The organism is Taklimakanibacter albus, assembly GCF_016595235.1.
Classification (GTDB): Bacteria; Pseudomonadota; Alphaproteobacteria; order Rhizobiales; family Aestuariivirgaceae; genus Taklimakanibacter; species Taklimakanibacter albus.
Genome location: NZ_JAENHL010000008.1, coordinates 2,018,914 through 2,044,454, shown reverse-complemented (window position 1 = coordinate 2,044,454; position 25,541 = coordinate 2,018,914). Strand labels below are relative to the sequence as shown.

The 25,541-nt window shown below is 63.4% G+C and carries 26 protein-coding genes; 10 read left to right on the top strand and 16 right to left on the bottom strand.

Annotation, left to right across the window (positions count from 1 at the left end; genetic code table 11):
- Positions 1 to 142: 142 nt before the first annotated feature.
- From JHL16_RS32715 to JHL16_RS32690, 6 genes are all read right to left on the bottom strand, one after another.
- Entirely contained in the window at positions 143 to 1,066 is a 924-nt protein-coding gene (locus tag JHL16_RS32715) for an NAD(P)-dependent oxidoreductase (RefSeq protein WP_348647329.1), read from the bottom strand.
- Positions 1,066 to 2,016, bottom strand: a complete 951-nt coding sequence (locus JHL16_RS32710) for an ABC transporter permease (protein ID WP_200189027.1) — start codon at positions 2,014 to 2,016, stop codon at positions 1,066 to 1,068. Before JHL16_RS32710 ends, JHL16_RS32715 begins: the two co-directional genes overlap by 1 nt.
- Positions 2,013 to 2,954, bottom strand: a complete 942-nt coding sequence (locus JHL16_RS32705) for an ABC transporter permease (RefSeq protein ID WP_200189026.1) — start codon at positions 2,952 to 2,954, stop codon at positions 2,013 to 2,015. The genes JHL16_RS32710 and JHL16_RS32705 overlap by 4 nt, the downstream gene beginning before the upstream one ends.
- Before the next feature lie 217 nt (positions 2,955 to 3,171).
- Positions 3,172 to 4,614 (bottom strand): sugar ABC transporter ATP-binding protein, encoded by a 1,443-nt coding sequence (locus JHL16_RS32700; protein WP_246771233.1) that lies wholly within the window; start codon positions 4,612 to 4,614, stop codon positions 3,172 to 3,174.
- Positions 4,615 to 4,815: 201 nt separating this feature from the next.
- Positions 4,816 to 5,826 (bottom strand): ABC transporter substrate-binding protein, encoded by a 1,011-nt coding sequence (locus JHL16_RS32695; protein ID WP_200189024.1) that lies wholly within the window; start codon positions 5,824 to 5,826, stop codon positions 4,816 to 4,818.
- Positions 5,827 to 5,949: 123 nt separating this feature from the next.
- Positions 5,950 to 6,732 (bottom strand): FadR/GntR family transcriptional regulator, encoded by a 783-nt coding sequence (locus JHL16_RS32690; RefSeq protein ID WP_200189023.1) that lies wholly within the window; start codon positions 6,730 to 6,732, stop codon positions 5,950 to 5,952.
- Between the two features lie 104 nt (positions 6,733 to 6,836).
- Between JHL16_RS32690 and JHL16_RS32685 the strand changes: the two genes are divergently transcribed.
- Positions 6,837 to 7,739 carry a 2-dehydro-3-deoxygalactonokinase gene (locus JHL16_RS32685; RefSeq protein ID WP_200189022.1) on the top strand — a complete coding sequence of 301 codons (903 nt, stop codon included), beginning with the start codon at positions 6,837 to 6,839 and terminating at the stop codon, positions 7,737 to 7,739.
- A 120-nt stretch (positions 7,740 to 7,859) separates the two neighbouring features.
- Positions 7,860 to 8,669, top strand: coding sequence for an outer membrane protein (locus JHL16_RS32680; RefSeq protein ID WP_200189021.1), 810 nt, complete (start codon positions 7,860 to 7,862; stop codon positions 8,667 to 8,669).
- Between the two features lie 21 nt (positions 8,670 to 8,690).
- On the opposite strand, the gene JHL16_RS32675 is transcribed toward JHL16_RS32680, so the two are convergent.
- Complete coding sequence (locus JHL16_RS32675; protein ID WP_246771232.1) at positions 8,691 to 9,620, bottom strand: sugar kinase; 930 nt, start codon at positions 9,618 to 9,620, stop codon at positions 8,691 to 8,693.
- Positions 9,621 to 9,864: 244 nt separating this feature from the next.
- Here JHL16_RS32675 and JHL16_RS32670 point away from each other — a divergent pair, with 244 nt between their 5' ends.
- The 8 genes from JHL16_RS32670 (at position 9,865) to JHL16_RS32635 (ending at position 17,753) form a co-directional block, all read left to right on the top strand.
- A complete protein-coding gene (locus tag JHL16_RS32670) occupies positions 9,865 to 10,392 on the top strand; it encodes a hypothetical protein (protein ID WP_200189020.1) in 528 nt (175 codons plus the stop codon).
- A gap of 40 nt (positions 10,393 to 10,432) precedes the next feature.
- Complete coding sequence (locus JHL16_RS32665; RefSeq protein ID WP_200189019.1) at positions 10,433 to 11,710, top strand: imelysin family protein; 1,278 nt, start codon at positions 10,433 to 10,435, stop codon at positions 11,708 to 11,710.
- A 10-nt stretch (positions 11,711 to 11,720) separates the two neighbouring features.
- The gene (locus JHL16_RS32660; RefSeq protein ID WP_171028714.1) at positions 11,721 to 11,996 is read left to right on the top strand and encodes a transposase; all 276 of its coding nucleotides are present in this window, start codon (positions 11,721 to 11,723) and stop codon (positions 11,994 to 11,996) included.
- Between the two features lie 265 nt (positions 11,997 to 12,261).
- Positions 12,262 to 12,747, top strand: coding sequence for a bacterioferritin (gene bfr, locus JHL16_RS32655; protein WP_200189018.1), 486 nt, complete (start codon positions 12,262 to 12,264; stop codon positions 12,745 to 12,747).
- Between the two features lie 219 nt (positions 12,748 to 12,966).
- Complete coding sequence (locus JHL16_RS32650) at positions 12,967 to 14,421, top strand: multicopper oxidase family protein (protein WP_200189017.1); 1,455 nt, start codon at positions 12,967 to 12,969, stop codon at positions 14,419 to 14,421.
- A gap of 35 nt (positions 14,422 to 14,456) precedes the next feature.
- Entirely contained in the window at positions 14,457 to 15,626 is a 1,170-nt protein-coding gene (locus JHL16_RS32645) for a di-heme oxidoredictase family protein (protein ID WP_200189016.1), read from the top strand.
- Entirely contained in the window at positions 15,626 to 16,645 is a 1,020-nt protein-coding gene (locus JHL16_RS32640; protein ID WP_200189015.1) for an imelysin family protein, read from the top strand. The genes JHL16_RS32645 and JHL16_RS32640 overlap by 1 nt, the downstream gene beginning before the upstream one ends.
- Complete coding sequence (locus JHL16_RS32635) at positions 16,635 to 17,753, top strand: DUF1513 domain-containing protein (protein ID WP_200189014.1); 1,119 nt, start codon at positions 16,635 to 16,637, stop codon at positions 17,751 to 17,753. The genes JHL16_RS32640 and JHL16_RS32635 overlap by 11 nt, the downstream gene beginning before the upstream one ends.
- Positions 17,754 to 17,771: 18 nt before the next feature.
- On the opposite strand, the gene JHL16_RS32630 is transcribed toward JHL16_RS32635, so the two are convergent.
- The 9 genes from JHL16_RS32630 to JHL16_RS32590 form a co-directional block, all read right to left on the bottom strand.
- Complete coding sequence (locus JHL16_RS32630) at positions 17,772 to 18,812, bottom strand: sulfate/molybdate ABC transporter ATP-binding protein (protein ID WP_200189013.1); 1,041 nt, start codon at positions 18,810 to 18,812, stop codon at positions 17,772 to 17,774.
- Positions 18,809 to 19,618: a sulfate ABC transporter permease subunit CysW gene (cysW, locus tag JHL16_RS32625; RefSeq protein ID WP_200189012.1), complete on the bottom strand. Its 810-nt coding sequence runs from the start codon at positions 19,616 to 19,618 to the stop codon at positions 18,809 to 18,811. Before cysW ends, JHL16_RS32630 begins: the two co-directional genes overlap by 4 nt.
- A gap of 5 nt (positions 19,619 to 19,623) precedes the next feature.
- Positions 19,624 to 20,469, bottom strand: coding sequence for a sulfate ABC transporter permease subunit CysT (gene cysT, locus JHL16_RS32620; RefSeq protein WP_200189011.1), 846 nt, complete (start codon positions 20,467 to 20,469; stop codon positions 19,624 to 19,626).
- Between the two features lie 213 nt (positions 20,470 to 20,682).
- On the bottom strand, positions 20,683 to 21,684 hold the full coding sequence (locus JHL16_RS32615) for a sulfate ABC transporter substrate-binding protein (RefSeq protein WP_200189010.1): 1,002 nt from the start codon (positions 21,682 to 21,684) through the stop codon (positions 20,683 to 20,685).
- 121 nt (positions 21,685 to 21,805) lie between these two features.
- Complete coding sequence (locus JHL16_RS32610; RefSeq protein WP_200189009.1) at positions 21,806 to 21,994, bottom strand: hypothetical protein; 189 nt, start codon at positions 21,992 to 21,994, stop codon at positions 21,806 to 21,808.
- Between the two features lie 154 nt (positions 21,995 to 22,148).
- Positions 22,149 to 22,598 carry an RrF2 family transcriptional regulator gene (locus JHL16_RS32605; RefSeq protein ID WP_200189008.1) on the bottom strand — a complete coding sequence of 150 codons (450 nt, stop codon included), beginning with the start codon at positions 22,596 to 22,598 and terminating at the stop codon, positions 22,149 to 22,151.
- A gap of 39 nt (positions 22,599 to 22,637) precedes the next feature.
- The gene (locus JHL16_RS32600; RefSeq protein WP_200189007.1) at positions 22,638 to 23,597 is read right to left on the bottom strand and encodes an ABC transporter ATP-binding protein; all 960 of its coding nucleotides are present in this window, start codon (positions 23,595 to 23,597) and stop codon (positions 22,638 to 22,640) included.
- Complete coding sequence (locus JHL16_RS32595) at positions 23,594 to 24,568, bottom strand: ABC transporter ATP-binding protein (RefSeq protein ID WP_200189006.1); 975 nt, start codon at positions 24,566 to 24,568, stop codon at positions 23,594 to 23,596. The genes JHL16_RS32600 and JHL16_RS32595 overlap by 4 nt, the downstream gene beginning before the upstream one ends.
- Positions 24,565 to 25,503 (bottom strand): acetamidase/formamidase family protein, encoded by a 939-nt coding sequence (locus tag JHL16_RS32590; protein ID WP_200189005.1) that lies wholly within the window; start codon positions 25,501 to 25,503, stop codon positions 24,565 to 24,567. The genes JHL16_RS32595 and JHL16_RS32590 overlap by 4 nt, the downstream gene beginning before the upstream one ends.
- Positions 25,504 to 25,541: the final 38 nt, after the last annotated feature.

Sequence of the window (25,541 nt, the reverse complement as noted above, 5' to 3'; positions counted from 1 at the left end):
AGAGGGTGCCCGATAGGGCGGGTGAGGGCTCTTCGCTCCGCAAAGATCGTTGGAAGGAAGAGCCCTCATCCGGCCTTCGGCCACCTTCTCCCACGCTTCGCGCAGGAGAAGGGGAAAATCTCGAAAGACTTCGTGTCCTCTCCTACAGCTTCACCCCATTCAGCTGGCACATCAGATTGACCAGGCGCGGCACATATTTGTCGCCGTAGCCATGCGTCGAGCCGAGCACCAGCGTCTGGTGCACCGCTTCCGCCACGAAGGAGGATAGCGGCATCGCCTGCGTCATGGTGGTGTAGTAGCGGACATCCTTGCGGGCGTTGTCGATGGCGAATTTGGCGGCCGAGTCGTCGTCGGCGAGCGGCACCTTGATCAGGCGCTCGAACATCACCGAGCGGGCGCCGCCCGCCATGGCGATATCGTTGAGCGCCTGCATGTCGACCTTGGCCTTGAGCCCGGCGGCGATGCCCTCCGCCACCACTGCCGCGGTGCCGATGGCGATGTAATTGTTGATGAGCTTCAGCGTATGTCCGGCGCCGACGCCGCCGGCATGGATGATCGTATCGGCGAAACATTCGATGACCGGCCTGATCTCGGCCAGTATCTTCTCATCACCACCCGTCATCACGCCGAGCTTGCCCTCTTCCGCTTCCTTGGGCGTGCGGACCAGCGGTGTATCAACGAAATGCGCGCCCTTCGCTTCGATCGCCGCCGCCACTTTGAGCGTCGAGGACGGTTCCGCCGTCGAGCAGTCGGCGATGATCATGCCGGGGCGGATCCCCTCGAGCAGCCCGTCCTTGCGGAACAGCGTCTCCTCCACTTGCGGCGAGCCGGTGACGCACAGAAATACGACGTCGCTCTTCTCGGCGACCTCGCGCGGGCTTTTCGCCTCCTTGGCGCCCTTGGCGATGAGATCGTCGATCGGCGCCCGGTTGCGGTGCGCCAGCACGGTGAGCTCATAGCCCTTGGTGACGATATTCTTGCCGATGCCGTGGCCCATCAGGCCGGCGCCGATCAGTCCGATTTTTTTCTTCGTCATGGCCGTTGTGCTCCTGCTTTTCGAATGGATTAGCGTTGCTGCCGGTCGCCGCCGGCGATGGTGATGACCGCGATGATGATCACGCCCGTCATGATCAGGCGGATGCCGGCGCTGGCGCCGAATGTATTGAGCATCGTGTCGAGAAGATAGATGAAAAGCGCTGCCCCCCAGATGCCCGGCACATTGGCGCGCCCGCCCGCCACCGAGGTGCCGCCGATGACCACGACGGCGATCGAGGCGAGGAGGAAGCCTTCACCCATATTGAGGGCGGCGCCGCCGGAAAAGCCCGACAGCACGATGCCGGTGACGCCGGCGAGAAGCGCGCTCAAAAGATAGGTCGCGAAACGGGTGAGATCGACATTGAGCCCGGCGAGCCGTGCGGCGCGCGGATTCTGTCCGATGGCGAGCACGGTGCGGCCATAGAGCGTACGTTTGATCAGGAGGGCGATGCCGATCGACAAGGCGAGGACGAAGATCGCCAGCAGCGGCACCCCCAATATGCGCGTGGTGGCGAAATCCGCCAGCATCGGCGGCGGCTTGATGCGGATGCCGCGGCCATAGGAGATCGCCGTCGACAGGATGAGGAAGCTCGACGACAGCGTCGCGATGATCGGCGGAATGCGCAGCAGCCGGATCAGCCCGTAATTGAAGAGACCGACGACAAAGCTCGCGCCCAAGGCGGCCAAGATGCCGATCAGCAGTCTGGCATTATCGGTGTCCATTACTTTCGTCGCCACGACGCCGGCGAGTGTGATCGTCGCCGGAATGGAGAGATCGACATTGCCGGGCCCGGTGGTGATCACCATCATCTGGCCGAGGCCGATGATGATGGTGAAGGTGGCGAAAGAAAGAGCGGCAGTGAGGATCTCGCCCGCCCCCTGGCCGCCGGTGAAGGCGATGGTGGCGAGCCACACCGCGATCATCGCGATGAAGGACCAGATCCAGGGCTGAGCGCGCAGTTTTGTCCAGATGTTCGTCATCGCCGTGCCTCGCCGGCCGAGATGAGCGCCCGCAGCGCCAGCACGATGATCAGGATCGCGCCTTGCGCGCCGATCTGCCAGTCGGGCGAGATACGCATGAAGATGAGGAACGAGCCGGCGAGCGCCAGGGTGAGCGCGCCGATCACCGCGCCGAAGGGCGACACCCGGCCGCCGACGAATTCACCGCCGCCCAAGATGACGCCGGCAATGGCATAAAGCGTGTAGCGGTCGGCGATATGAGCATCGGCCGAGGTGGTGAGGCCGATGAGGGAGAGGCCCGACAACACGCCGAAGAATCCCGCCAGCCCATACATCACCATCTTGGTCTTGAGCTCCGACCAGCCGGCCCGCGCCATGGCGCGCGGATTGCCGCCGGTGCCGCGCATGATGACGCCATAGGAAGAGGTCATGAGCCCGATATGGACGAGAAGGGCGATGAGGAGGGCGGCGATGATCGGAAAGGGGATGAGCGGCACCTGCAGCGACATGATCGCCTTCAGCCAGTCTGGCGCCTTGCCGCCGGGCGAGGGCAGGATCATCACCGCGATGCCGAGCCAGATGAAGGAGGCGCCGAGCGTCACCACGATCGAGGGCAGGTTGCGCAGATGGATGAGCGCCGCCATGGCGGCATAGGCGCCGATGCAGAGCAGCAGCGCCAGGATGCCGAGCACCGGCGTGTCATGAAGGTAAGTCGCGCCGATGCAGCCGACCAGGCCGACGAAGGGACCGATCGACAGATCGAGATCGTTCACCGTGATGATGAACATCTGGGCGATGGTGGCGAGCGCGATCGGCACCGCATATTGCAGCATCAGGTTGAGGCCGAAATAGCTCATGGTGCGCGGCTGCGCATAGAAGGTAGCGGCGAGCACGAGGGCGAGCGAGGCCAGGGGTAGGAGCGCCCGCAAGGTTTTGCGGTTGAGCGCGAGCGCCGTCATGTATCCCGGCCTCTCCTGTTCTCCCCCTCTCCCGTCCGCAGGATGGGAGAGGGTGCCCGATAGGGCGGGTGAGGGCTCTTCCGATTGCGCAGATAGCTCAAGAAAAGAGCCCTCATCCGGCCTTCGGCCACCTTCTCCCATTGCTTCGCAACGGGCGAAGGGAAAACGTGGGAGTAGCTCGCGCTCTCACGAGATCCCATATGAGACCGCCCTGACATCACGCACTCTCCGCGAAGGACGCGTGCAGCACCTTGTCCTCGCTCAGCTCATCGCCCTGAAGCTCGGCGACGATGGCGCCGTTGCGGAAAATATAGGCGCGGTCGCAATGTTTGAGCTCGTCGATCTCGGTCGTGTACCAGACGAAGCTGCGGCCTGCTTCCGCCTCGGCGCGGATCATCTCATAGACTTCGAGCTTGGTGCCGATATCGACGCCGCGCATAGGGTCGTCCATCAGCACGATATCGGCCTTGGATCCGAGCGCCCGGGCGAACAGCGCCTTCTGCTGGTTGCCGCCCGACAGCGTCAGAATGTTGTTGTTCATGTCGGGCGTGCGGATTCCGATGCGCTGCTTCCAGTTACGCGCCATATTGTGCTCGTGCTCCGGCCTGATCAGCGGACCTTTTCTCAGATGGCGAAGCGCGCTCACCGTTACATTCTCGCCGATGGACCACAGATTGAAGACGCCGTCCGACTGTCGGTCGCCGGCGATGAAGGCGGCGCTGTGCTTGCGGGCGCCGTCGAAAATCTGGATCAGCATACGTGTCTGGCCGTGCCCGGCGAGACCCGCGAGACCGACGATCTCGCCCTTGCGCACCGAGAGTTTCCCGGTTTGCGTCGCGGTGAGCGGCGTCGCCTCGATGGTGAGCGCGCTCGAAATCCGCCGGCGCGCGGTGGTCCCGGGGCCCGCCTTCTCGGCGGTGGCGCCCATCGCGGCGACGAGCGAATGGCGCGTGAAATTCTGGGCCTCCTTCTCGGCGACGACCTTGCCGTCCTTCATCACCGCGATGCGGTCGCAATAATCGAGCACGTCGCCAAGGAGATGCGAGATGAGGATGGTGCTGGTGCCGCGCGCCACTTCCTGGCGCATGAAGGTCAGGAGCTGCCGGGCGGTCACCGCATCGAGCGAGGAGGTGGGCTCGTCGAGGATGACGACGCGCAGCGGCTCGTCGGTGACGGTGAAGGCGCGCGCGATCTCCGCCATCTGGCGCTGGCCGATATTGAGATCACCCGCTTCCTGATCGACATCGATGCCATGGCCGGGAAAGATCTCGTCGAGCTTTTCGCCGATGAGCCGGCGCGCCTTCGCCTTCCAGCCGATACCTTTAAGGGCGCGGTGGACGATGCGGACATTCTCGGCCAGCGTCAGATTGGGGCAGAGCGACAATTCCTGGAACACGCAGCGTATGCCATGCGCCGAGGCATTGCTGGCGCTGTATTGCCGGCTCACATCCTGCGTGCCGATGACGAGGCGGCCCTGGTCGGGTTTCAGCGTGCCGGCGAGCACATGCATGAGCGTGCTTTTGCCGGCGCCATTATGGCCGACCAGCCCCAGGCATTCGCCGGGCTTGAGCAGGAGATCGACGCCGGCGAGTGCGCGGACGGCGCCGAAGCTCTTCTCGATAGCGGTGAGGGTGACGGCGGATTCGAGGATGTCTGACATAAGGCCCGTCATACCCTCGCCCCCAGCGGGGGAGAGGGAGGGCCCCAATGCAGAGCATTGGGAGGGTGAGGGGGAACGGACGGCAATTTCTTCTGGCTCTTTGCAACGAATTCGATGCCGGTTCCCCCTCACCCTAACCCTCTCCCCCGCTGGGGGAGAGGGGATTCTCTGCGAATTCGGGAAAGAGAGAAGCCTTGTCGGTTACTTTCCGGCGACGACCTTCTCGGCGTCCGCCTTCGAATATTCGACATTGGCGACGCCGCCCTTTTCCGTCGTCTCGAGGCTCTTTTCGAGGTCGGCCTGGTTGATCTGCAGGAACGGCACCACCAGGTCCTTCGGCACTTCCTTGCCGTCGAGGATCATCTGCGCCACCCAGAAGGCGAGCGTCGAGACGCCGGGCGCGATCGAGACCGACATGGTCTCATAGCCATTGGCGTCCTTCTGCTCCTTCCACCAGGCGAGCTCGTCCTGGCGGTTGCCCATGATGATGAGCGGCGTCGGACGGCCGGCCGCCTTGAAGGCCTGCGCCGCGCCATAGCCGTCGCCACCTTGCGTCACAACGCCCTTCACTTCCGGCAGCGAGGGCAGGATGCCGGCCACCGCCTTCTGTGCCACTTCCTGGGCCCAGTCGCCATGCACCGAACCGACGATCTTGAACTGCGTGTGTTTGCCCACACCTTCCTCGATGCCCTTGTGGATTTCGTCGTCGACGAACACACCGGCGAGGCCGCGGATCTCGAGCAGATTGCCGCCGTCTTTCATCTTTTCAGAGAGATAATCGAGTTGGACAGCGCCCATTTTCTTGAAATCGACGGCGATGCGCCAGGCGCAGGGCTCGGTCACGATGCCGTCGAAGGAAACGACGATGATGCCGGCGTCGCAGGCTTGCTTGACCACGCCATTGAGCGCGTCGGGCGAGGCGGCATTGAGGACGATGGCATTGTAACCTTGCAGGATCAGATTCTGGATCTGCGCCGCCTGCTCGGTCACCTGGTTTTCCGAGGTGGTGAAGGGGTCGGCCGCCGCGACGATGCCGTCGGCCACCGCTTGCTTGGTCACCTTGTCCCAGCTCTTCAGCATCGATTGCCGCCAGGAATTGCCGGCATAGTTATTGGAAAGCGCGATCTTCTTGTCTTTGGTGTCGGCCGAGGCAGGCATGGCGAACGTGATCGCGGCGAGTGCTCCGGCAACTAAAAGCGAAGTCTTCTTCATGATGATGGACTCCTCCCAAGGGTATTTGTTGACTGAAGGCGTTTTTCTTAAAGCTTGCCCGCTAACATGTTAGCAGAGCCGCGCATCCGCGCAACGCCCATTTGTCATACTTATGCGCGAACCTTATCTTTTTGTTTTCGCACCGGCTTTGCGCGCCCGTGGCTTGCCGGCGGAGTTGAGCTTACCACCCTCGTCGATGGTTTTTTGCGTGGTCTGCAGGAGCTTGCGCACCGCATCCCGGGCGCGGTCGGGCTTCTTCGTCCGGATCGCCTCGAGAATGGCCAGATGCAGCGGCAGCACTTTCATCCGGTTGCGTAAGTGGGCGACGGTCACCGAGAAGAGATTGGCGAGCAGCGATTCGATGACGCGGCCGAAAGGTGGGATGAACTCATTGCCGGACGCGTTGAGGACCGCGAGATGGAATCTGACATCCGCCGCGTTCCACGCCGCTTCATCGCCGACCGCTTCCGCCATCGCCTGATAGGCGGCCTCGATCTCGACGAACTGCCCGGCGGTGCGATGCAGGGCGGCGAGGGCGGCCGCTTCCGGCTCGATCATCATGCGGATCTGCTGCACGTCATTGGCGAAACGCTGGAAATCGACGGTGGTGCAGTACCAGCTCAGCACATCCCGATCGAGCAGATTCCAGGCGTTGCGCGGCTCGACGCGCGAGCCGATCTTGGGACGCGACTGGATGAGCCCTTTGGCGGAGAGCATCTTCACCGCCTCGCGGACCGCGGTGCGGCTCACCTTGTAGAACTGGCCGCATTCCGCCTCATTGGGCAAAAGCGCGCCCGGCTTGTAATCGCCGCGCACGATGCGCTGGCCCAGATCATGCGCCACTTTGTTATAGAGACTTTTGCGCGCCGCACCTTTATCCGCCGGCTTGCGTTTCGTCCCCGCCATGATCAACATCCTCGACTTGTCTAAAACCCCGCTCCAGCATAAAGCAGTTCAATCATCAGACAAATGAGTTTTCTCAAGGTTTCGCGATGACTGCAGAGTTGAGCATGATCGCCGTCGACTGGGGCACCAGCAACCGGCGCGCCTGGGCGCTCGATGGGGCCGGCCATGTGCTGGCCGAGATCGGCGACGGCGAAGGCCTGCTCGCTGTCAAGCAAGGCGGCTTCGCCCGCTCCTTCGCCGATTTCGCCGCACCCTGGCTTGCCGCCGGCCGGTCCGTGCCGGTTCTGATGTGCGGCATGGTCGGCAGCAAGATGGGCTGGGCCGAGGTGCCCTATATCGCCGCCCCCGCCGATCTGGCAAGTCTTTCACGCAATCTCCAGCACGTCGCCTTCGACGGCGGCGCGCGCATCGCCATCGTGCCGGGCGTCTCCTGTATTCATGACGGCGTGCCGGATGTGATGCGGGGTGAAGAGTGCCAGGTCCTGGCCGTGCTGGCCGAGCGCAAATTGCGTGATGCCTGCCTGCTGCTTCCCGGCACCCATTCCAAATGGGTCCAGGTGAAGGACGGCAAGCTCGCTTCCTTCCGCACCTACATGACGGGCGAGCTCTATAACGCGCTCACCTCCTCGGGCACGCTGGCGCAGCTCATGGAGAAGAGCGCGCCGGATCGCGACGCCTTCCTGAGCGGTCTCGCCCGGGCGCGACAGGCGGATGCCGGCGCTCTTACCCACGCCCTCTTCGGCGTGCGCACGCTGGGCCTCTTCGGCAGCCTGCCGCGCAGTGGCTTGAGCTCCTATCTGTCGGGGCTGCTGATCGGCACGGAAATGCAGGATGCAACTGCCTGGTCCGGTGCGGATGCGGTGATCGCCGTCGGCTCGCCGAAGCTTCTCGACAATTACCGGATCGCCGCCGAGGTCTTCGGCCTCGCTTTTGAGGCACATGACAACGCAGCGCTGCTGCCGCCGGCACTGTTCATGATCGCCCGCGATGCGGGCCTCGTGACCTGATGAGTGGTATTTATGCCACATACGGCGATATTGAGTATTTGTAATGCCCTCATGCGTCGGGCGCGTGTTGTGTGTGAAGCCCGTCTCTGCCAGAATTTACGCAACGACGGCGAGGGGACCATGAAAACCATAAAAGCTCTGGGTTGCGCGGGCCTTCTTATTTGCACGACTTTGGTTGCGCCTTCCGTAAAGGCAGCCGACCTTACCGAGACGGAGCCGTCCTGGACCGGTCCCTATATCGGCGTGAATATCGGCTATGGCTGGGATGAAGGTGAGGCCGACTTCTCACCATACCTTACCGACCCTACAATCGAAGGTCTTCCTGAGGCTTTGCAGGCCGTGGTCGATGCTGGCTCCTTTCCCAAGGATCTGTCGCCCGGCGCCGATGGAATCCTGGGCGGTGGCCAGGTCGGCTACAATTGGCAGCTGTCGTCCGACTGGGTCGTGGGCATCGAGGCGGACCTGCAGGCGTCCGACATTGACGGCTCCAAGTCCGAGCGCAGATCACCGATGTTTTTCGACGAGACGGAAACAAGTGCTGGCAAGCAGGTCGACTGGTTCGGCACGCTTCGGGCCCGCGCCGGTTATCTGGTCAATCCGCAGTGGCTTCTCTTCGTGACCGGCGGCCTGGCCTATGGCAAGACCAGCCTGAGCTTTAAGGAAACCGACATCAGCCAGGGCTGCACGGCCTTCAACATATGCGCGGACGATGACTCATCCGGCGTCAAAGTGGGGTGGACGGTCGGGGCCGGCGCAGAGCTGATGCTGGCGCAGGACTGGAGCCTCAAGGCCGAATATCTTTACATCGATCTGGGCGAGCGGTCCTTCAACGCGGAAACGACCGTTCCCGAGGTTCCTGTCGATTTCGACGTCTCTGCCGATTTTCACGAGCATATCGCGCGGTTCGGGCTGAACTATCACTTCTTTTGAGCCGCGGCGCTCGACAGCGATCTAGTTTTGCAGGAGATCCGCCATCGCGTCCCGCGCGATGACGGCGCCTGGATATTGGATGACGCGGCTTGCCAAGGCATGCGCCTTGCGCACGCTGTCGAGAACCGAAGCGCCGTTCAGCCTGGCCGCCAGATAGCCGGCATTGAAGCTGTCGCCGGCGCCGGTCGTGTCACGCGGCTGGGCGACGCGGTCGAGCATCACGCTGCCCTGCTTGGTGAATACCGGGCCGCCGCCGGTCTTGACCACGATTTCCTCAGGCCCCAGGGCGGAGAGCTCGCCGATCCACTCTTCCGCACTCTGCGTCCTGGCGAAGATCGCATCGAGATCGTCGGAGGAGGGCAGAACATGAGATGCGGCCGCGATCGCCTGCTGCATCCACTGCGCCGCTTCCGAACGGTCGGCCCACAAACGCGGGCGGTAATTGGTGTCGAAGGCGGCGAGGCGTCCACTCGACTTGAGCCGCCGCATCAGCTCGATGAGGCGCTTGCGCCCGGTTTCTCCGAGAACGGCGAGCGTGATGCCGCTGGTGAAGATCGCATCCGAGCTTGCCAGGGTTTCGGCAAGCTCAGGCGCCTCGAACATCTGCCGGACCGGCGCCTCGCCGCGCCAATAGCTGAAGGAGCGTTCGCCCGTGTCGTCGGTGTCGATGATGTAGAGCCCGGGCCGGCGGCCGGGCACCCTTGCGATATGGCGGCAATCGATGCCTTCATTCTCGAAGCTTTCGATCATCCAGTCGCTCAGCGGGTCATCGCCAAGCCGGGTGACATACTGGACGCGCGCCGTCCGAGGATTGAGCAGCCGCGCCAGATAGACGGAGGTGTTGAGCGTGTCCCCGCCGATACGGCGGTCATAGGTGAGCGGCCCGCTCAATGAACGGGCCAGCTCGATCATCGGTTCGCCGATGGCGGCGAGGGTCAGGGGCTTGGCCATGTGGCGTTCATAACCTGTGATCGGGTGAATTGGGTATCGGTTTTCGGTTCTACCGACCGCTAAACCAAGGATTCCGAACAGGATTTTGCGTTTGAGATCCGCCGCGCCGCCGATCTAGAACGCTTCTAATCTATTGAACATGCTGGATTTTTTGCCGCGCCCCTGGAATCGCGATTGACAGGAGCGGCTCCCATCGAATAACTGACTAAATCAGTCGGATTATTTGGTTCCCAATGGTCTCGTCATGAGTGCCCAATTCTGCCCCGCGAGCTGCCCCTTGAAGCTCCTCGACCGCAAGCCCGAAAGGCTGGTGGTGACGGGCCTGCGCTGCTGCATGGCGGGTTATGCCTATGGCGACATCGAATGCTGGGAAACCGCCTGGCGCAGCTATTCCATGGAGCTCGGCACCGACGACGCCCGCAAGCTCATGGGCGAATTGCAATATTGGGTGCGCACGCTCCGGGCGCACAGCACTCGCCCGCTTTCCGTCTTTCCGCATGGCTGCGGCCATGTCTGCCGCGACGAATGCATGGCGCTGTCGCTGATCGCGGCGCTCCAGGATCATGATCAGCCGGCGGCGTTGCTGGCGGCGCGCCATCTTTCGGGCGCCCATGAAGGCGATGCGCCGCTGGAGCTCGCGGCCGCCGGGCGGAGCTATGCCGACGCGTTGATCGCGGCCGGCCAGAAGCTGTTGAGCGTTCCCGCATCCGTCATCCACTCCATCGCCGCCTTTGGCAGCGGGCCCGCTGCGGCGCAGGAGACACTCCATTGAGCTACCCATGCAGCGCGATCTCAGAAGGGGACTTACCATCATGAAGCGGCATCTTTTGGCGTTCACCGCCGGCACAGTCCTGACACTGGCCTCGGTCATTTCGATTGCGCGGGGCGCCGAGGCGACGCCCGACGCCGTCGTCAAGCACTATGGTGACGTCGCCGAGGCGATGTATACCGACGCCCAGTCAGCGGCCGCCGATCTCGGCAAGGCCATCGACGCGCTGATCGCCAATCCTACCGAGGATACGCTGAAGGCGGCGCGCGCCGCCTGGAAGGAAGCGCGTCCCTGGTATCAGCAGACCGAAGGGTATCGGTTCGGCAACAGCATCGTCGATGACTGGGAAGGCAAGGTGAATTCTTGGCCGCTCGATGAGGGCCTCATCGACTACACCGACAAGGGCTCCTATGGCGAAAGCTCGGATGAGAATCCGCTCTACACCGCCAATGTCATCGCCAACAAGTCGATCCGCATCGGCAATGACACGGTCGATGCGACGACGATCGACGCCGCTCTCCTGGAGAAGCTGCAGGGCGCCGGCGACAATGAAGCCAATGTCGCGACCGGCTATCACGCCATCGAATTCCTGCTCTGGGGCCAGGATCTGAACGGCACCAAAGCGGGCGCCGGCAACCGTCCCGTCACCGATTACGACACCAAGAACTGCACCAATGGCAATTGCGACCGCCGCGCCGCCTATCTCAAGGCCGCCAGCGATCTGCTGCAGTCCGACCTCGCCGAAATGGTCGCCAACTGGAAGGCCGATGGCGCCGCCCGCAAGGATCTCGGCGGCAAGGGCGTCGAAGGTGGTCTCTCGACCATCCTCACCGGCCTGGGCTCCCTCTCTTATGGCGAGCTCGCCGGCGAACGCATGAAGCTCGGCCTCATCCTGCATGATCCGGAAGAGGAGCATGACTGCTTCTCCGACAACACGCATAATTCGCATTATTTCGACGAAGCCGGCATGATCTCGATCTATGGCGGCACGCTCAAGCGCCGCGACGGCTCGACGCTGGAAGGCCCGGGCCTCGCCGCCCTTGCCACTGCCAAGGCGCCCGCCGAAGCCAAGAAGCTCGACGCGCTGATGGCCGATGCCGAAAAGAAACTGGGTGCGATCCGCGACCGGGCGGAAAGCGGCAAGGAATCATACGATCAGATGATCGGCCAGGACAATCCAGAGGGCAATGCACTGGTGCAGGCGGCGATCGACGCCCTTGTCGCGCAGACGCGCGGCATCGAGGCGGTGGTCGCCGCCCTCAATCTCAAGATCTCGGTCGAAGGCTCCGACAGCCTCGATGATCCGTCCAAAGTTCAGTGAGGCCAGCGCCATGCTCAGATACCGACGCCACGTCCAGTCCTTCACCGAAGCCGAGATCGCCGAGAAGCTCAAAGTCGCCGAGGCGCTCAGGGGCGAAGGCAAGCGGGTCTACGAGATCGCCCGTGTTCTGGGCGTCACAGACACCACTTATTACAACTGGCTGAAGCGGGCCGAGAAGCCGTCCCGTTCCGGTGAAGCGGAATTGCGCCGCCTGCGCCGTGAAAATGCGCAGCTCAAGCGCGCGGTCAAGTCGCTGGCCGGCATTGCCGGGGTCGCGCAAGGGTAAGCCATGATCGTCTGCCAGTGCAACGTCATCACCTCCCGTAACATCAAGGAGGCCGTGGGCCGCCTGATGGAGCTGGACGAGCTCGAGGTGGTGACGCCGGGCGCGGTTTTCCGCTGTTGTGGCCAGCGCCCGCAATGCGGCGGCTGCATGCCGCACCTGGTTAAGCATATGGAGGCGGCGGTTCTCGAAATTCGGGCCTCGGCTTGCCAAGATCACCAATCTGCACCATTCTCCGCCGAAGAGTCGGGACAAGTGGAGAAGGCGGATGAAGGGTCACAAGAAGGTCATCGAATATCTGAACAAGGGCTTGCGCAGCGAGCTGACCGCGGTGAGCCAGTACTGGGTTCATTTCCGGCTCCTGGAGGATTGGGGCTTCACGAAGCTCGCCAAGAAGGAGCGCGAGGAATCGATCGAGGAGATGCATCACGCGGACAAGTTCATCGCCCGCATCGTGTTTCTCGAAGGGCACCCGAATTTGCAGACGCTCGACCCCTTGATGATCGGGCAGAATATCAAGGAAGTCCTGGAATGCGACCTGAAGGCCGAATACGGCGCCCGTGATCTGTATCGCGAGGCCTACAAGGCCTGCAACGAGGTCGGGGATTACGTTTCCATGGAGCTCTTCAAGGAGCTTCTCGCCGATGAGGAAGGCCATATCGATTTCATCGAAAGCGAGCTCAGCCTGCTCGAGAAGATCGGGCTGGAGAATTACGGCCAGCTGCAGGCTGATTCCACCGACAAGAAAGAGTAAGACGCAACGCGAATTCTCCCTCCACCGCCGAAGGCGGGGAGGGTGGCGCGCGGAACGCGCGACGGGTGGGGTTTGTCCGCCTGACAATCTTTTCAAACATGCAATGAGCGAGCTCATCAGCTTGACTGCGGAGCGCTCTCTCGCGGAGAGACCCCACCCGTCCGCCCTACGGGCGTCCACCCTCCCCACGCTTCGCGTGGCGGAGGGAGGTTGCTCGCCATGCTGACGCGCAGGGCCGTTCTCACCGCAGTTGCCGGGGGCCTCGCTGCCCCCGCTTTGCTGTCGCTGTCGCGCGCCGATACGGGAAGGCCCTTGCTGCCGGCGCCTGCTTCCGCCGGCACGCCGGTAACCCATGAGGTGACGCTCGAAGCGAAGCCGCGCGCTGTGAAGCTCCTGGGCGACGATGGGCCGGCGAGCACGCTGTGGACGTACAATGACGAGCTCTATCCGATCCTGCGCCTGAAGCGCGGCGACCGTCTGCGCGCCACGCTGAAAAACGGCCTCGCCGAGCACACCTCCATTCACTGGCATGGTGTGCGGGTCCCGAACGCGATGGATGGCGTCCAATATGTGACGCAGCCGCCGGTCGAGCCCGGCCGGAGCTTCCTCTATGATTTCACGCTTCCCGATACGGGCACCTTTTTCTTTCATCCCCATTGCAACGAGAGCGGCCAGGTCGGCCATGGGCTGGTCGGCGTGCTGATCGTCGAGGGCGACGAGAGCCGGCCTTTCGATCATGAGCTGGTGCTCGTCGCCAAGGACTGGCGGCTCGATTCCGCTGGCGGCTTCCTGCCGTTCTCGACCGACAGCGGCGCCGCCCGCGCCGGCACCTTCGGGACGCTGCGCACCGTCAATGGCCAGCGAAAGTTCACCGCCAAAGTTCCGGCCTCGGCCGATATCCGCCTGCGCCTGCTCAATCTCGATGCGACCCGGATGATGGATGTGGGCGTCGAAGGGGCGGATGCCCGCATCATCGCCGTCGACGGCAACCCGCTTCCCGCTTTGCATCTCGATTCCTGGCGGGTCGGCGCAGCCTCGCGCGTCGATCTGGTGCTGCGTACCCCCAAAGCGGGGAACAAGGTGCTGCTGCGGGACTATTTCCCGGCCGAGATCTTCGATCTGGCCGAGCTCGAAGCGGAAGGGCCTGACCGGCAATCAGGTGCCTTCGACCCGGCGCCGCTTTATGCCTCCGACATACCGGAGCCCGATCTCAGGGCGGCGGAACCGCAGGCCTATGTGTTCGGCGCCGCTTCCGATTCGATCGCCAGTTTCATCGACACGCTCGATCCCAACGATCCGCTGTCGAAAATCATATTGGATGAACTGTGCACCGCCGAGCGTACATTCTGGGCGATCAACAAACGGTCCTGGCCGAATGATGGGCATCGCAACCTGCCGCCGCCGCTGGCGCGGCTCCAGGCAGGCAGGAGCTACCGGTTCATGCTGCAGAATGCGACACCACATCCGCATCCGATCCATCTGCATGGGCATACGTTCAAGGTGCTCTCGTCCTCGAAGCGCAGCCTGCCCGTCCATCATGCCGACACAGTTCTGGTTCTCCCTAAGGAACGTATCGAGATCGCCTTCGTCGCAACGCCCGGTCGGTGGATGTTCCACTGCCACATATTGGAGCATCTGGAGACCGGCATGATGGGTTATTTCGCGAATACATGACGGCGCTCCGTTTCGCTCTCGCTAGCCTCCTAGGATTGGCCGCAACATCATTTGCTTCTGCCGATGAGCTCGATCCGGCGGTGGGCAAAGCCTTGTTCGATCGCAAATGGGTGCAGGCGCCGGCCTCCACCAATTCGGCTGACGGCCTGGGCCCGCTTTTCAATGCCGGCTCCTGCGCCGCCTGCCACAAGAACGGCCAGGCCGCGCGCTTCTCGAGCGTCGACGGTGTCCTGGGCAGCGCCGGTTTTGTCGTCCGCCTCGGCGATGCGCAGGGTCATGCCGATCCGCTGCTTGGCCGCCAGCTCCAGGAGCACGCCATTCCGGGTCTCCTCCCCGAGGCTCGCATCGAGCCTTATCTTGAGAAGGGGACCGACGGCCTGCCGCTGATGCGCGCCAGGATCACCTATAATGACGCGCAACCGGCGCCGGGAACCCATACGGAGTTCCGCGTCGCGCCCTCGCTGGTCGGCCGCGGCCTGATCGCCCGGGTTGCCGAAAAAGAAATTCTCAACCATGCCGATCCCCAGGACCGTGATGGCGACGGCATCAAGGGCCGCGTACGCATCGTGTCGACGCCGGAAGGCTCGCGCATCGGACGTTTTGGCTTGAAGGCGACCGGGGTGAGCATCGCCGACCAGACCGCCGACGCCATGATGCTGGATATGGGCCTGTCCTCGCCTTTCAGGCCCGATCCCTATGGCGATTGCACCGCGGCGCAGATCAAATGCCTCGCCAATGCCAATGGCCGTAGCCCCAGTTCTGACGGAGAGGAAATTTCGCGGGCGATGATCGAGATGGTCGCGGCCTATGTCGCCACTCTCACGCCACGTCCGGTTCCCGCCAATGCCGACGGTGCCCGTCTCCTCGCCGCAACGGGCTGTGCCGCCTGCCATGTCCAGACGCTGAAGTCCGAAGCCGGCGACGCTTTGCCAGTCTTCACCGATCTCCTGTTGCATGATATGGGCGATGGCTTGGCGGGTGGCTTTCCCGATGGTTATGCCACCGCGCGGGAATGGCGCACCGCCCCTTTGATCGATCTGGCGTCGCAGAACGGCAAGCGACGCTATCTGCATGACGGGCGTGCCGCCACATTGGATGAAGCCATACGCTGGCATGGCGGCGAAGCCCAGAAGGCGAAGGAACTTTATATGAATCTGTCCGCCGCGGACCGGACCAAACTGATCGACTATCTGGGATCGTTGTAATGCGGTTTGTCCGGGGGCTGCTTCTGTGCGTTACGCTGCTCTTCTGGGCAGTGCCTGCGCATGCGGCCGAGGATGTCCTGGGCCGGCTCGTCGAGCGTTTCATCATCCCGCATTACCAGGCGCTCGCTCTGACCGCCGATGCGCAGGAGAAAGTCTGGGCGGATTTCTGCGCCAAGCCCGATCCGGAAGGGTTCAAGCTCCTCAAACGCGCCTATCTCGCCACCGCCGACACATGGTCCGGGATCGAGTTCCTGCGGTACGGGCCGATCAGTGAGGAGTTCCGTGCCGAGCGACTGTCCTATTGGCCGGAACGAAAGAACGCCACCGCCAAGAGCCTGGCGCAGCTGCTCGAAAAGGATGGCGTCGCCGATCTGACGCCCGAACTCTTCGTCAAGAACAGTGTCGCCGCGCAAGGTCTGCCGGCGCTCGAGCGTCTGCTGTTCGATACAAATGCCGAGACCGAGATGCTGAGCGGCGAGCGCCGGGCGCGCCGCTGCGCGGTGGGCCAGGCGATTGCCTGGAACGTCGTGATCATTGCGCATGATGTTCGCCTCGGCTGGATCAATGAAGTGGTGGGCCAGCTCGCCGATCCCGCCATCGCCAAGGAGGCGACGTCGCGCATCGCCACCGACTTCCTCGCGTCTTTCGCCTATATCCGCGATTCGAAATTGCGCCCGGTGCTCGGGCGTGAGATCGGATCGGCGCGCCCGCAATTGGCCGAGAGCTGGCGTAGCGGACGCTCGAAACGCGCGCTGGTGCTCAATCTCGAAGCGCTTCTCGATGTCGCCAAGCTCATCATGAAGGGCAAGGACGGCTACACGCCCGAGGCCATCGCGACGGCGGCAAGTGTCGCCGACGAATTGCCTGAGGATTTCAGCAAGGCGGTGGTCGAGGCCAAGCAGCGGCCGCCTTTCTTCCTGCTGCTCGACGCGGTGGCGGCGGCGCGCGACAAGGCGCATGACGAGATTCCGGGCGTGCTCGGCATCACGGTGGGGTTCAACAGCCAAGATGGTGATTGATCGCCGCGCTATCCTGAAAGGCCTGGCGGCCGCTGTTGCCGCGGGCCTGGCGCCCGGCCGTGCTTCGGCCGCGCGGCGCCCGCCGCTTTATGTCTCCTGCCGCATGGATGCCGAAGGCAAAGCCTCGGCCACCATGTTCTCGCTCGATGGCCAGGAGATCTTTTCCACCCTTCTCCCCACCCGCGGCCATGATGCGACGGCGCGGCCCGCTTCCTCCGAGATCGTCGTTTTCGCCCGCCGGCCCGGCAACTGGTTCGCCGTCATCGATGCCACGAAGGGCGGCGAAGCGCGCACGATCCTCGCCGCCAAGGACCGGCACTATTACGGCCATGGCGTCTTCACGCCCGACGGCCGTCTCCTCTACGCGACGGAGAACGACATAACGAGCGGCGCCGGCCTGCTCGGCATCTATGATGCGGGCGACGCCTATCGCCGCATCGGCGAGATCTCGTCGCGTGGCATCGGCCCGCATGATCTGGCCTTCCTGCCCGACGGCAAGACGCTGGTCGTCGCCAATGGCGGCCTGCGCACCGCGCTGGAAACGGGTCGTGAAGTGCTGAACCCGGACGACATCCAGCCCAATATCGCGCTCATCGAGGCGGCGCATGACCAAACCCTGGCGGCGCTCCAGCTCCACCAGCCCTATCGCGCTCTGTCGATCCGCCACATGGCGGTGGCGCGGGACCGAACCGTGGCGTTCGGCTGCCAGTATCAGGGTGATCCCAATGATCTGCCGCCGCTCGTCGGCACGGTGAGCGCCGACGGCAAGATCGGCCTCTTCGAAATGCCGGAGGTCGAGCTGATGGGCATGTCGAACTATGTCGGTTCGATCGCGCTCGACAAATCAGAGGACATCGTCGCGGCGACGAGCCCGCAAGGCGGCAGTGTCGCTTTATGGAACCGGCGCACGGGTGAGTTTCTCACCACCGAGCGCATGGGCGATGTCTGCGGCGTGGCCGCCCTTCCCGAAACCCACGATTTCCTGCTCACCTCCGGCAATGACGGCGTGCGCTCTTACGTCGAAGGCGCGGAGACTATGGCGCGCGTGACCGGCGACAAGATGCAGAAGTGGATCTGGGACAATCACCTGCTGCCGATCGACGTGTGAAGCCTTCCCGGCCTCACCTCAATACACATGCCCCTTCACCGCCGTCAGCCGCACGGGTGCGCCGACTTCGATTCCGGCGCGGGTCAGCCGATGCGCCGGCATATCGACCTCCACCGGCTTCTCGAGTCCGGCGACTTCCACATCGACGCGCGCGATCGGACCCACCACCGAGAGGAAGCGCACCGTGCCGACGCCCGCGGCGTCCTTGACCATGTCGATGTCATGCGGGCGCACATAGATATTCTCGGCCCCGACCAGCGCCGGCCTGACCGTGATCGCGTCGAGATCGATGGCCGGATGCGCCATCTTGCCGTCGGCCCAGGTGAGCGGGATGCGGTTGGCGCTGCCGAGGAATTCGCAGACGAAGGGATTGGCCGGATTCTCGTAGATCTCGGCCGGCTTGCCGATCTGCTCGATGCGGCCCTGGCTCATCACCACCACCCGGTCGGCGATCTCCATCGCCTCTTCCTGGTCGTGGGTGACGAAGATCGACGTCATGCCGGTCTCTTCATTGAGACGCCGGAGCCAGCGCCGCAATTCCTTGCGCACCTTGGCGTCGAGCGCGCCGAAAGGCTCGTCGAGCAGGAGCACGATCGGCTCGATGGCGAGCGCCCGCGCCAGCGCCACCCGCTGCCGCTGGCCGCCTGACAGTTCGGACGGGTACCGTTTGACCAGGCGTTCGATCTGCACGAGTTCGAGCAATTCATGCACGCGTTTGGCGATATCGGCCTTGGACGGGCGCAGATGCCGGGTTCGCACCGTCAACCCAAAGGCGACATTGTCGAACACCGTCATATGGCGGAACAGCGCATAATGCTGGAAGACGAAGCCGACGCCGCGCTCACGCGCATTGACGCGCAGCACGCTCTTGCCTTCGATGCGGACATCGCCGGCATCCGGCCATTCGAGCCCGGCGATGATGCGCAAGAGCGTCGTCTTGCCCGAGCCCGAGGGGCCGAGCAGCGCCAGCAGCTCGCCGCGATTGACCGACAGGCTCACGCTCTTCAAGGCGACGAAGCCGTCGAAGTCCTTGGTGATGTCGATGGCGTCGATGCTCATGCGTGTCCCTTTTTCCATTCGAGCAGACTCTGCGCGGCGAGCGTCACGAAGGCGAGTAGCGCCAGGAGGGAGGCGACGGCAAAGGCGGCAGTGAAATTATATTCGTTGTAGAGGATCTCGACATGCAGCGGCATGGTGTTGGTCTTGCCGCGGATATGGCCGGAGACGACCGACACGGCGCCGAACTCGCCCATGGCGCGCGCATTGCAGAGCAGCACGCCATAAACGAGGCCCCATTTGATATTGGGCAAGGTCACAAGGAAGAAGGTCTGGAAGCCCGAGGCACCGAGCGACACGGCGGCTTCTTCATCTTCGGTGCCTTGCTCCTGCATGAGCGGGATGAGCTCACGCGCGACGAACGGGAAGGTCACGAACATGGTGGCGAGCACGATGCCCGGCAGCGCGAAGATGATCTTGATTCCGGTGCCCTGCAGCGCCGGGCCGAACCAGCCTTGCAGCCCGAACATCAGGACGAAGACGAGGCCGGCGATGACGGGGGAGACCGAGAAAGGCAGGTCGATCAAGGTCAGCAGGAAGCTCTTGCCCCTGAATTCGTATTTGGCGATCGCCCAGGCCGCCATCACGCCGAAGACGAGATTGACCGTGACCGAGATGAGCGCCGTAATCAGCGTGAGGCGGATGGCCGACAGCGTCGTCTTGTCGAGCAGCGCCAGGACATATTCGCCCCAGCCTTTCGAAAGGGCTTGCGCGAAGACGGTGATGAGCGGCAGCCCGATCAAGAGCGCCATCACCAGGAAGGCGAGCGCGATGAGCAGGATGCGAATGGGCAGCGGGTCGCGGTTCATGGATCTCAGCCGGTTCCCTGGCGTTTGCGGCCCCAGGCCTGCAGCACATTGATGAGGAAGAGCAGAGCGAGCGAGGCGAGGAGCATCGCCACCGCGATGGCGGTCGCCTGCTCATATTCGAATTCCTCGAGCTTGATGACGATGAGCAGCGGCGCGATCTCCGACACCATCGGCAGATTGCCGGCGATGAAGATCACCGAGCCATATTCGCCGACCGCGCGGGCGAAAGCGAGCGCGAAGCCGGTGAGGAGGGCAGGCAGGATCGCCGGCAGGATGATGCGCCGGAACGTGGCGAAACGCGTGGCGCCAAGGCAGGCGGCTGCTTCCTCGGTCGCCTGGTCGATATCGGCAAGCACCGGCTCGACGGTGCGCACCACGAAGGGCAGACCGATGAAGATGAGGGCGACGAGAATGCCGAGCGGTGTAAAGGCGATCTTGAGGCCGATCAGTCCGAAGAGGAAGCCCAGCGGCCCATTGGGCGCATAGAGGCTGGTGAGCGCGATGCCGGCGACGGCGGTCGGCAGCGCGAAAGGAATGTCGACCATGGCGCTTAAGATGCGGCGCAGCGGAAATTCGTAACGCACCAGCACCCAGGCGATGAGAAGCCCGAGCACCAGATTGATCGCCGCCGCGATGAGCGACAGGCCGAAGCTGAGCTTGAGCGAGGCGAGTACGCGGGCGGTGAAGATCGTGTCGAAGAAACCCGAAAAGCCGAGCGTCGCCGCTTTCAGCACGAGGCCCGACAGCGGGATCAGCACGATCAGGCTGAGCCACATCAAAGTGAGACCGAGCGTGAGTCCGAAGCCCGGGATCACGCTCGGCTTGCGCCATCGGCTGGAGAGAGTTGTCACTGTGGGATCAGGCCCAAAGAGAAGAGGGGAGGCGCACCTTTACCCTCGTCCCCTTCAGGGGAGAGGGAAGGGCCCAATGCGAAGCATTGGGAGGGTGAGGGGGACAGGGCGGTAAGGTTCTGCAGCTTCTGGCGGAAGCTGTTCCACCGGTTCCCCCTCACCCTAACCCTCTCCCCCGTGGGGGGAGAGGGGATATCATCGAGATGCGCCACCTCAATTGCTCGGCTTGTAGATCTGGTCGAAGATGCCGCCATCGGCGAAGTGGGTTTCCTGCGCCTTCTTCCAGCCGCCGAATTCATCGTCGATGGTGAAGAGCGAGATCTTCGGGAAGGCGTCCTTGTACTTCGCCGCGACCGCGGCGTCGCGCGGACGGTAGAAGTTCTTGGCCACGATCTCCTGGGCTTCCGGCGTATAGAGGAAGTTCAGATAGGCTTCGGCCTGCTTGCGGGTGCCCTTCGCATCGACGACCTTGTCGACGACGGTCACCGGCGGCTCGGCCAGGATGCTCTCGCTCGGCACGACGATCTCGAACTTGTCATTGCCGAATTCCTTCAGCGCCAGGAAGGCTTCATTCTCCCAGGCGAGCAGCACGTCGCCAATGCCGCGCTCGACGAACGTGACGGTCGAGCCGCGGGCACCCGTGTCGAGAACCGGCACGTTGCGGTAGAGATCGGCGACGAAGGTGCGCGCCGCAGCCTCATCCTTGTTGTTCTTGTGCAGCGCATAGGCCCAGGCGGCCAGATAGTTCCAGCGGGCGCCGCCGGAGGTCTTCGGGTTGGGCGTGATCACCTGCACGCCTTGCTTGGTCAGATCGGACCAGTCCTTGATGCCCTTGGGATTGCCCTTGCGCACCAGGAAGACGATGGTCGAGGTATAGGGCGAGCTGTTGTCGGCGAGCCGCTTCTGCCAGTCGGCGGCGATCAGGCCCTTCTTGGCGATGGCGTCGATGTCATAGGCGAGCGCCAGCGTCACCACATCGGCTTCGAGACCGTCGATGACGGCGCGCGCCTGCTTGCCCGATCCGCCATGCGACTGCTGGATGGTGATCGCCTCGCCGGTCTTGGCCTGCCAGTCCTTGGCGAAGGCCGTGTTCAGCTCCTGATAGAGCTCGCGGGTCGGATCATAGGAGACATTGAGGAGCTCGCTGTCGGCGAGCGCTGCGGTCGAAAACAGTGCCGACACAGCGGCAAAGGCGAGGAATGTACGTCGAAACATGAGCTTACTCCTTGTTTGAGTTAGTCAAAGCTTCGCCGGTTCAAGGCGCATGGAATTGCACCTTAAGCGGCAACGTTCAGAGGATTTGGAGGTTCCGGGGCAACCCCGGGGCAGGCTGAAATCAGGCCCGACAGCTGCGGATGGGGAACAATGCGTCGCGCGGCGCGGTCGGGTCGTCCATCAAGCGGTCGAACTGGAGCTCGAAACCGCAAGCCGTGCCGAAGTCGTCGGGCGGGGCCATGATGGCCTCGCTTTCGGGAGCGGAGGCCTTATGCCGCCAGAACGGCAGAAAAGATTTGATAGAGGCCATCGGATTTCTCCTCAGCGGTGAACACGATAATCTCTACTGGCTTTATAGAATTAGTCAAGCAATACATCAGTAACAAATTTTTCTCAACGAAATCAGGATATTACGTCCTAAAAACCGGACGATCGTTCTTTAAAAAGATCGTGAGTCTGAAAAATCACGCCATTTGCGGCAGGGATTCCAGATCGATGGCGCGTCCGGCGGCGGCATCGGCGATCGTGGTGCGCTCCAGCACCTGGCGGGTCGGCTCGATGACTCGGGCGAAGACCTTGCGGATCTCGCAGGTAAACTCGTCCTTGCAGTCCTCGCAGCGCGCATAGGCGATGATGCTGAGGCAAGGCAGCGGCGCGATCGGCCCGTCGATGGTGCGCAGCACCTGCGCGAAGGTGATCTCGGAAGCGGGCTTGAGCAGCGCATAGCCGCCGCGATTGCCGCGCCGGCTCTGCACCATGCCCTGGTTTTTCAGGCGCAGCAGGATCTGCTCAAGGAACTTCTTCGGGATCTTCTCGGTCGTGGCGATATCGGAGGTCTGGGCCGCACTTCCTGGCGTGATGCGTGACAGCGCGATGAGGGCGCGCAGTGCATATTTGGCTTGGCGTGAGATCATGACAGTTACCTAAAGCATTTTACGCGTAAATAAAATCATTCAGCCCGGCCGAGGCCCATAGAGATGGCATTCCGCCCGGGCGCTGCCGCCTTGGGCGATGGACGGTGGCGGCGTATGCCGGCAGATGTCCATGACCTTCGGGCAGCGCGGATGGAAGCGGCAGCCCGCCGGCACCGCTTCGGGTGAGGGCGGGTCGCCCTTGAGCACGATACGCGGACCTTTCTTGGCGCCGGGCACCGCCGAAACCAGCGCCTCGGTATAGGGATGGCGGGGCTGGCGCAGCACTTGCGTCGCCGTGCCTTCCTCGACGATGCGGCCGAGATACATGACCAGCACCCGGTCGCTCACATGCTCGACGACCGAGAGGTCATGCGAGATGAAGATATAGGAAAGGTCGAGGCGCGATTTGAGGTCGATCAGCAGATTGAGGATCTGCGACTGGATCGACACGTCGAGCGCCGAGACCGGCTCATCAAGAACGAGGAGCTTGGGCTCGAGCGCGATGGCCCGGGCGATGCCGATGCGCTGGCGCTGGCCGCCGGAGAATTCATGCGGATAGCGGTCGAGCGCCGAGCGGTCGAGGCCGACCATGAGGAGCAGATCCTCGACCTTGCGCTGGCGCTCCTGCGGCGAGCCGACGTTATGAATATCGAGCGGCTCGGCGATGATCCGGCCCACCGACATGCGCGGATCGAGCGAGGCGAAGGGATCCTGGAACACGATCTGCATGTCGCGCCGCCTTCTGCGCAAGGCGCCCGGCTTGAGCGCCAGTATATCCTCGCCATCGAGCAGCACCCGTCCCGAGGTTGGCTCGATCAGGCGCAGCACGAGGCGCGCCAGGGTCGACTTGCCGCAACCCGATTCCCCGACAATGCCGAGAGTCTCGCCTTTTCTGAGCATGAGGCTGACGCCGTCGACGGCACGCGCGAGCCCGTCGCCATCGCGCGCCTTGTAATGCTTGACCAGGTTCTCGGCTGTGAGGAGCGGACGGCCGGTCATGGCACCGGATTCCAGCAGGCGGCGAGATGACCGTCGCCGGTGAGCGGCGGCACATCCTGCCGGCAGCGCGGCAGGGCCCGGACACAGCGCTCGGCGAAGCTGCAGCCTTGGCCGCGTTTGCCGGGCGGCGGCACCGTGCCCGGAATGGTGATGAGCGTCTGGCCACGCTTGGCATTGCGCGGCGCCGCGGCGAGGAGGCCGGCGGTGTAAGGATGGCGCGGATTGGCGAACAGCTCTTTCGCCGGCGCCTTTTCGGCGATACGCCCGGCATACATCACGACGACATGGTCGCACATCTCCTCGACCACGCCGAGATCATGGGTGATGAGCAGGGTCGCGATCCGGCTCTCGCGCTGCAGCGCCTGCATCAATTCGAGGATCTGCGCCTGGATCGTGACGTCGAGCGCCGTGGTCGGCTCATCGGCGATGAGGAGCTTCGGCCCGCAGATCAGCGCCATGGCGATCATCACCCGCTGGCGCAAGCCGCCCGACAATTCATGCGGATATTGGGCGTAACGTTTCTCCGGCCGGCCGATGCCGACTTGCGTCAGCATCTCGAACACCTTGGGCCTGGCATCACGGGCTCTGAGACCACGGTGCAGCAGCAGCACCTCGCCGATCTGCTCGCCGATCGTCATGGTCGGGTTGAGGCTCGTCATCGGCTCCTGGAAGATCATGGCGATCTTGTCGCCGCGGATCCTGCGCATCGCCGCCTCGTCGGCTTGCGCCAGGTCCTGGCCGTCGAAATCGATGCTGCCTGCTTCGATGCGCGACGGCGGCGAGGGCAACAACCGCATGATGGTCTGCGCCGTGACGCTTTTGCCGCAGCCCGATTCACCGACAAGGCCCATGGTCTCGCCGGCGGCGACCGTGAAGGAGACATCCTCGACCACCCGGATCGGCCCCTCTTCCGTCGCGAAGCCGATCGAGAGGCCCCGGACGGAGAGGAGTGCCGGCTTCGTCTCCGTCATTCAAACACGACGCGCGGGAAATAGAGCGAGACGACCCAGTTCGGCATGTCGACGATTTCGCTGATCCGGAGATCGGCGCAGACCGAGCACAGCATATAGGCTTCGACGGCGCTCATCTTGTGGCGTTTGGTGAGGAGATCGACCATGCCCATCACCGCTTGCCTGGCACCTTCGAAGAGATCGGGACCGATACCAGTCGTAACCTCGTAGCCTTTGCTATCGAGATGGCGCGATACCGGGCCCGGCGTCGTGAAACGCGGGAAGGCGAGATGGGCGCCTTTGATCAGCTCGAACTTGGCGGCGACCTTGCACGGGCTTTCGATCGCCGTGCCGCAGACTTCACCGTCGCCTTGCGTCGCATGGGTGTCGCCGACGCTGAACAATCCGCCTTTCACCTCGACCGGCAGATACAGCTCGGTGCCGGCCGAGAGGTCGCGGATGTCCATATTGCCGCCCATGCGCCGGGGCGGCACGATCGAATGTGTGCCGGGCTCGGCCGGCGCCAGGCCGATCGTGCCGCAGAAAGGTTTCAGCGGCACCCGCCCGCCCGGGCCATACATCGCCGGGGCGAGGGTCGAGGGATCATATTTCCAGATATGCAGCGCCGGGTCCTTGAACTGATCGGCGAGGAGCCCGAAGCCCGGAATATTCGCGGTCCACCCCCAGCCGGAAGGCGTGAAGGAGAGCAGCGTCACCTTGATCGCATCGCCGGGCTCGGCCCCGTCGATATAGACGGGGCCCGCGACCGGATTGACCTTGCCGAAATCGAGCTGGCTCAGATTGGCCAGCGTCGATTGCGGCGTGATCTGGCCGCCGGAGCTGTCGAGCGGATCGAATTCGATCGATTCCCCGGGCGCGATCTTGACCACCGGCTGGTTGGCATTGGACCAGCCGAAATGGCACTGATGGATAGTGTGGTTGTGTTTATGCGTCATGCTCATCAAGCTCTGGAGTTTATCCCCTCTCCCCCTCC

Excerpts from the sequence above, each read along its gene's own strand:
- cysW (WP_200189012.1), bottom strand. The coding sequence starts at position 19,618 with ATGAACCGCGACCCGCTGCCCATTCGCATCCTGCTCATCGCGCTCGCC.
- JHL16_RS32700 (WP_246771233.1), bottom strand. The coding sequence starts at position 4,614 with ATGTCAGACATCCTCGAATCCGCCGTCACCCTCACCGCTATCGAGAAG.
- JHL16_RS32630 (WP_200189013.1), bottom strand. The coding sequence starts at position 18,812 with ATGAGCATCGACGCCATCGACATCACCAAGGACTTCGACGGCTTCGTC.
- JHL16_RS32675 (WP_246771232.1), bottom strand. The coding sequence starts at position 9,620 with ATGGCCAAGCCCCTGACCCTCGCCGCCATCGGCGAACCGATGATCGAG.
- JHL16_RS32635 (WP_200189014.1), top strand. The coding sequence starts at position 16,635 with ATGGTGATTGATCGCCGCGCTATCCTGAAAGGCCTGGCGGCCGCTGTT.
- JHL16_RS32640 (WP_200189015.1), top strand. The coding sequence starts at position 15,626 with ATGCGGTTTGTCCGGGGGCTGCTTCTGTGCGTTACGCTGCTCTTCTGG.
- bfr (WP_200189018.1), top strand. The coding sequence starts at position 12,262 with ATGAAGGGTCACAAGAAGGTCATCGAATATCTGAACAAGGGCTTGCGC.
- JHL16_RS32600 (WP_200189007.1), bottom strand. The coding sequence starts at position 23,597 with ATGACCGGCCGTCCGCTCCTCACAGCCGAGAACCTGGTCAAGCATTAC.
- JHL16_RS32610 (WP_200189009.1), bottom strand. The coding sequence starts at position 21,994 with ATGGCCTCTATCAAATCTTTTCTGCCGTTCTGGCGGCATAAGGCCTCC.
- JHL16_RS32695 (WP_200189024.1), bottom strand. The coding sequence starts at position 5,826 with ATGAAGAAGACTTCGCTTTTAGTTGCCGGAGCACTCGCCGCGATCACG.
- JHL16_RS32595 (WP_200189006.1), bottom strand. The coding sequence starts at position 24,568 with ATGACGGAGACGAAGCCGGCACTCCTCTCCGTCCGGGGCCTCTCGATC.
- JHL16_RS32665 (WP_200189019.1), top strand. The coding sequence starts at position 10,433 with ATGAAGCGGCATCTTTTGGCGTTCACCGCCGGCACAGTCCTGACACTG.
- JHL16_RS32705 (WP_200189026.1), bottom strand. The coding sequence starts at position 2,954 with ATGACGGCGCTCGCGCTCAACCGCAAAACCTTGCGGGCGCTCCTACCC.
- JHL16_RS32605 (WP_200189008.1), bottom strand. The coding sequence starts at position 22,598 with ATGATCTCACGCCAAGCCAAATATGCACTGCGCGCCCTCATCGCGCTG.
- JHL16_RS32650 (WP_200189017.1), top strand. The coding sequence starts at position 12,967 with ATGCTGACGCGCAGGGCCGTTCTCACCGCAGTTGCCGGGGGCCTCGCT.
- JHL16_RS32710 (WP_200189027.1), bottom strand. The coding sequence starts at position 2,016 with ATGACGAACATCTGGACAAAACTGCGCGCTCAGCCCTGGATCTGGTCC.
- JHL16_RS32690 (WP_200189023.1), bottom strand. The coding sequence starts at position 6,732 with ATGGCGGGGACGAAACGCAAGCCGGCGGATAAAGGTGCGGCGCGCAAA.
- JHL16_RS32615 (WP_200189010.1), bottom strand. The coding sequence starts at position 21,684 with ATGTTTCGACGTACATTCCTCGCCTTTGCCGCTGTGTCGGCACTGTTT.
- JHL16_RS32670 (WP_200189020.1), top strand. The coding sequence starts at position 9,865 with ATGAGTGCCCAATTCTGCCCCGCGAGCTGCCCCTTGAAGCTCCTCGAC.
- JHL16_RS32680 (WP_200189021.1), top strand. The coding sequence starts at position 7,860 with ATGAAAACCATAAAAGCTCTGGGTTGCGCGGGCCTTCTTATTTGCACG.
- JHL16_RS32590 (WP_200189005.1), bottom strand. The coding sequence starts at position 25,503 with ATGACGCATAAACACAACCACACTATCCATCAGTGCCATTTCGGCTGG.
- JHL16_RS32685 (WP_200189022.1), top strand. The coding sequence starts at position 6,837 with ATGATCGCCGTCGACTGGGGCACCAGCAACCGGCGCGCCTGGGCGCTC.
- JHL16_RS32660 (WP_171028714.1), top strand. The coding sequence starts at position 11,721 with ATGCTCAGATACCGACGCCACGTCCAGTCCTTCACCGAAGCCGAGATC.